At 70.1% G+C, this 5,086-nt stretch carries 4 protein-coding genes and 2 pseudogenes; 1 reads left to right on the top strand and 5 read right to left on the bottom strand.

Going from position 1 to position 5,086, the window contains the following annotated elements:
* The 4 genes and pseudogenes from ACY45C_RS14155 to ACY45C_RS14140 all read right to left on the bottom strand — a co-directional run.
* Nucleotides 1-214 (bottom strand): annotated as a pseudogene (locus ACY45C_RS14155) (hypothetical protein); the annotation flags it as partial.
* Nucleotides 201-1,820: a vWA domain-containing protein gene (locus ACY45C_RS14150; protein WP_462188071.1), complete on the bottom strand. Its 1,620-nt coding sequence runs from the start codon at nt 1,818-1,820 to the stop codon at nt 201-203. The pseudogene ACY45C_RS14155 and the gene ACY45C_RS14150, both read right to left, overlap by 14 nt.
* A complete protein-coding gene (locus tag ACY45C_RS14145; RefSeq protein WP_462188070.1) occupies nt 1,817-3,079 on the bottom strand; it encodes a toxic anion resistance protein in 1,263 nt (420 codons plus the stop codon). Before ACY45C_RS14145 ends, ACY45C_RS14150 begins: the two co-directional genes overlap by 4 nt.
* Before the next feature lie 17 nt (nt 3,080-3,096).
* Complete coding sequence (locus ACY45C_RS14140; protein WP_462188069.1) at nt 3,097-4,071, bottom strand: hypothetical protein; 975 nt, start codon at nt 4,069-4,071, stop codon at nt 3,097-3,099.
* Between the two features lie 299 nt (nt 4,072-4,370).
* On the opposite strand from ACY45C_RS14140, the gene ACY45C_RS14135 reads away from it, so the two are divergent.
* Complete coding sequence (locus tag ACY45C_RS14135; RefSeq protein WP_462188068.1) at nt 4,371-4,577, top strand: hypothetical protein; 207 nt, start codon at nt 4,371-4,373, stop codon at nt 4,575-4,577.
* 105 nt (nt 4,578-4,682) lie between these two features.
* On the opposite strand, the pseudogene ACY45C_RS14130 reads toward ACY45C_RS14135, so the two are convergent.
* Nucleotides 4,683-5,086 (bottom strand): annotated as a pseudogene (locus ACY45C_RS14130) (metallophosphoesterase); the annotation flags it as partial.

The raw sequence follows: 5,086 nt of genomic DNA, 5'->3' as shown, positions 1-5,086 counted from the left end.
GCGCCGCGACGACCGGCGGCCAGAACGGCCAGTCCACCAGGCCCGCGGCACTCGCGCCGGCGCCGGCGAGCGCGCACGTGCAGCCGGCGATGTTCTTGGCCGAACCGAACCAGATGAGGATCCACTGTCCCCGGCCGGGGATCGGCGGCGGCGGGGGTGGTGCCGGGCGCGGGAGCCGCGGTGGACGCGGCGCCGGCGGTTCACTGGTAGCCACGGATGTCCTTGAACGCGTCCGCCAGCGACGAGGTACGGGCGTCGAACACCGCGCCGCCGGTGTCGGCGGAGATGTCCCGCAGCGCCGCCGGGTCGGCTTCCCCGAAGGCGATCGTGAAGGTAGGCACGGCACGCGCGGCCGCCGGCAGCCGCTGATAGGAGGAGCGGAAGTCGGCGGCCGAGATACCGGAGTTGTTCTCCCCGTCTGTCATCAGGACGATCGACGTGAGGTAGCCGGGGTCGGCCTCGACGGCCGCGCCGGCGGCCCGGTAGCCGGCCTCCAGCGCCGAGTAGATCGCGGTGTTGCCCTGGAGTTGCAGGCCGTCCACGAACGTGTTGACGCCCGCCAGATCCGCGGAGCCCGGCCGCGGGTCGTTCACGGCGAAGTCCATGGGGTCGTGAGCCCGGCCGGCGAAGGTGATCATTGTGATCTTCTCGCGACCCCGGAACCGGGCGAACCTGCCGGGCAACGTGTCGTCCGCACCGGTGAGCCCGCGCAGCGCCGCCTGGAGCGCCGCTATCCGCGGTCCGGCCATCGACCCGGACAGGTCGAGCAGGAAGATGGCGTGGCTGGGCCGCCGGAACCGGTCGAGGTAGGCGGACAGCAGCTGGTCGGCGACCTGCCGGCTCGCCGGGAAGGGCAGCTCGGTGAGCGTCCGCGTCGGGAACCGGGCGTCCAGCGCCACTCCGGGCAGGGCCGGCCGGCGGCTCGTGGTGATCTGCAGCCGGCGCTGCGTCTGCGGCAGACGCAGCCAGCTGACGACCCGGTCGTAGAGATCACGCTTATCCGGCCGCAGCAGCAGGAGAGGGTAGTCAGAGGTGACGATCCCGTCCCTGGGATAGATCAGCTCCAATGGTTCGCGCAGCCGGTGCCCGGCGTTCAGGGCCAGCAGCACCGACTCATAGTTGATCATGCCGCCGAGAGTGTCCTGGGAGCGGGCGTAGGCGTCGGTCAGGAAACCGGAACTGCCCGCGGTCAGCACCTGGCCAGAGAAGAACGAGGTCAGCTGGGCAGGCCTGATGTCCTGCGGGCGCAGCGCGTCCGAGGTGCCGGCGAGTGCCGCCGCCACCCCGACCAGGGCGGAGAAACCCGAGTTCGACGCCGCGGGATTCGTCATGGCGTAGGAGAGCTGGCCGGCCGCCACCTTCGCGGCGATGTCGGCCCAGGTCACGTTCGGGTTGCCGGTCCAGCCGAACTGCCGGGCCAGGCTGCGCCGGACCCCGAACACCACCGGCGACAGCATGATCGACGATCGCGCGGCCACAGGCGTCGCGCCGGTCGGCAGCAGTCGCAGGTACCGGTCGGAGGCGAACCAGGCGGCGTCGGCCTGGGCGGTGCCCCTGGTAATCGCGTCGGCGCCGTCCAGGGTGCCGGTGTAGGTCAGCCGCAGGGTGACGCCGGTCGCCCGGGTGAGATCGGAGAGCAGCGGCTGGATGTCCTGGAGTTCGGAGCCGGCGAGGACGGTGAGTTCGCCCGCGGATTCGCCGGTGCCGGACCCACCGGTGCCGGACCCGTCCGCCGGTCCTGAGCCTCCGCCCGAGCAGGCGGCCGCGAACAGCACCGTCAGGAGACACACGAGCAGGGCTGCGCGCGGCTGTCGGTTCACCGGCCGCCGCCCGGCAGCGTCAGCTCGCCACCTCCGTCGGGGTACGAGCCGAGTTCGCCGCCCGCGGCCGCGGCCGACCGGTCCAGGTAGGCGGTGGCCCTGCCGATCTCGGTGGACAGCGCGTCCACTGTCGTTCGCATGGTGTCCAGCGCAGCGGCGCGGTAGTCGTCGATGGCGTCGATGGCGGCGTAGATGTTCGCGAAGGCCTGCTGGAGGGCCCGCAGCGAGACGGTCGCCGAGGACGCCTGCCGGTGCACGTCGGCGCTCTGCCGGCGCAACAGCTCCGATGTGCCGGAAATAATCTTCTCGGTGGTGCTGTTCAGGGCCGAGATCTGGTCGAGGACCAGTTTCTGGTCGGCCAGCGCCTGGGCGACGATCACCGCGGTGCGCAGCGCCGACACGGTCGTGGTGCTCGCCCGGTCCACACCCTTGATGAGTTCGAGGTTGTTGCGCCGGAGCAGGTCCAACGCAAGGTAGCCCTGTGCGCCGACGGCAAGCTGGGTGAGCAGGTCCTGGTGCTTCTGGCGGACGTAGAACAGCACATCCCGGCGAAGCTCCTCAGCCCGGTCCGGGTCGGTGCCCGCGAGCGCCGCGATCCCCGTCTCGAGCTCACCGTCGAGTCTGCCGGCGAGGTAGGCGTACTCCCGCAGCCGGCCGATCGTCGCCCACAGGTTCTGCTTCTCCTGCTCGATGGCGGCGTTGTCCCGGCGCAGCTCCTCCTGACCGTGCTGCAGGGAGCGCAGAATCCCGTCCAGGTGGGCCTGCGACGACCGGTAGGAGGCGAAGTAGTCCCGCAGCCAGTTGCCGAAGGGGAGCACGCCGAGCAGCTTTCTGGGGGCGTCGAGATTCTGCCGGGAGGGGTCGAGATCCGCCACGACCCGGCGCAGCTCGACCAGGGACTTCGACACCGCCGAGGTCTGGTCGAAGGGCCCGGAGTTCATCGCCCGGGTGGGCTTGTCGAGCAACCGGTTGGACACCGACGCCGATTCCCGGATCTCCTTCTCCCCCAGCCGGTGCACGGCGGCGACCTTCGACGTGAACGCCGGCGAGTGGGCATCGATGGACAGCAGCGTGCGCGCGAACGTGCCAGCCTGCTCGTCCAGCCGGGCCGCGGCGCCCGGATCGATCGGAACGGCCGGTTCGGCCCGGTCAAGGGGCACCGGTGCCACCGGCTCGGGCGGGGTCAGCACCAGGTCGCCGCCAGGTGCCGTATCGCCAGGTGCCGTATTACGGTCGGCGGCCGGCGGTTGCGTGGTCAACCGGGTCTCCCCTGCGCCTAGTTCACAATCTTGTCAATCATGCGTTCCTCGATGGCGGCGGTGGGCGGTTCCACCACGTCAACCAGCGACGGCGGCGGCGTGAGACCCCGTTCGGTGACCAGGCGGCGGCCGTACGCGGCATCCGCGGTACGAAACCCGTGCTGAGCCGCGAGACGCTGCAGCTGCGGGTCGGTGGCGAGTAGCCGCCCGGCGGCCTCGCCATCGGCGGTCAGCGGTACCACCGTGTGCTTCGCGTAGATCGTTGGCTCCGGGTACATGAGGACCATGTCGGGACTGATGGAACCGTCCTTCGCGAGCTGACGGGCGACAAACTGCGCCTCGTAGATCATGGCCATCGGCGTCTTCCCCATCCCAATGGTGAGGAAGTCGTCGAAGGGTTCCTGGGTGGACTGCTCGACATAGCCCTGCTTGACGAACAGCGGTGCGCAGCGGGCGGCCACCTGATCCGCCGCGGCGCTGTCGGCGACGACGTTGCCGCCGTTCTCGACATAGCTGGCGATCGCCAGGTACAGCGCCGCGGAGTTCGACGTCCGCACATCCGTCGAACTGATGAGCACGGACTTGCCGGTCTCGAAAGCGGTGTTCCCCGGCAGGTCCGACCAGCGGGTGTTCCTACCGACCAGATCGAGGTAGCCGCGCATGTTCAGGACGTGGTGGCCGCCGTCCATCCGCACGACCCCGGCCTTCTGCAGCAGTGACGCGATCGGCTGGAAGGTGGCGATCGCCATCGGGCTGAAGAAGGGGACGTAGGACTTCGTCACCTTCCTGGCGGCCCTGATCCGGTCGGCCTGCGGCGCGTCGGCCGGAAAGGCCAGGCCATAGGAGGTCAGGTCGCGGCTGGTGGCGATCTCCCTGGACCCCGCGGTATCGACCTGCAGCCGGTAGCCGAGCTCCGCGAGCCGGACGCCCACCGCGGGGTCCGCGAAGAAGTCCCGCTTCTCCGAACCGGCCAGGACCCGGACGGTCCGCACGTTGCCATCGGGCGAACCACCGCCGGCGTCGCCCCCAGCCGGGGGACCACGATCAGGGCCACCACCGCGATCACGAGCAGACCGGCCAGCAGGAGCCCGACGGTCCTGCCCCGCTGCGCCGAACGCACCAGCCCTCCGCCCGAATCCCCCGATTGGCCCCGTCTGCCCCCATGATGGTAGATCCCGGCGACACTCCGGTAAACGGCGACGTCACATTGCGGTCGCACGGTGTTCACCGCTCGGCCATCAATTAGTCCCGGTCCGCGTGGGATCTGCGAAGACCCGACCATCCGCAGACGGTGGCCACGCTCCCCGGCGACACGTTCTCGACGTTCAACCCACGCGACCGTTCCCTGGTGACGGTGGATGGCCGCGGCGCCCGTCTGTGGGAGACGAGAGGGGACGAGATCACCCACGCGCTGTGCGGCTCCGTCACGACCACCATCACCGAGGATCAGTGGCGGAGATACGCCCCCGATCTCGCGTACCGGCCTCTGTGCCGGTAACCGCGCACCGGCTGCGCAGCCGGGCGGCGTCGATGCTCGCCCTCATCGGCTCCGGGACCGGCCGGGACCGCGAAACGGCCCCGGCCGGTGGGAGGATTCGTACCCTCAGTAGCTGACGCGAGTCCAGTTGAAGACGCCCGGGACAGCCGGGTTGATCGTGAGCTTCAGGTAGCCGTTCGCCTGAGCGCTGCCATCGACGACAATGCGGGTCACGTTGGGAGCCTGCAGGGTCTTCGGGGCCAGCGGGTGGAGGCCGTAAAGCGGGTCCGTGCTCGTGAACGGGTGGTCAACCCGGAAGTTGTGCGAGTCACCCTGCAGGATGAGCACCGGCTTACCGAAATGCTCGGCGAGGGTCCCGATCCGCTTGACGATGGGATCGAAGCCACTCAGACCGTCTCCACCGGCGGCCAGCGCGCTGGTGTCCCACATATCGGCCTGCATGAGCAGCGCGACCCCCGGCGCCCCGGTCTGGCGTGCGGCGTTGAACGCCTTGTTGATCCACTCAGGGG

The organism is Frankia sp. CcWB2, from assembly GCF_977927585.1.
Note: the sequence above shows the minus strand (reverse complement) of the source record. Positions and strands in the feature narration are given on the sequence as shown.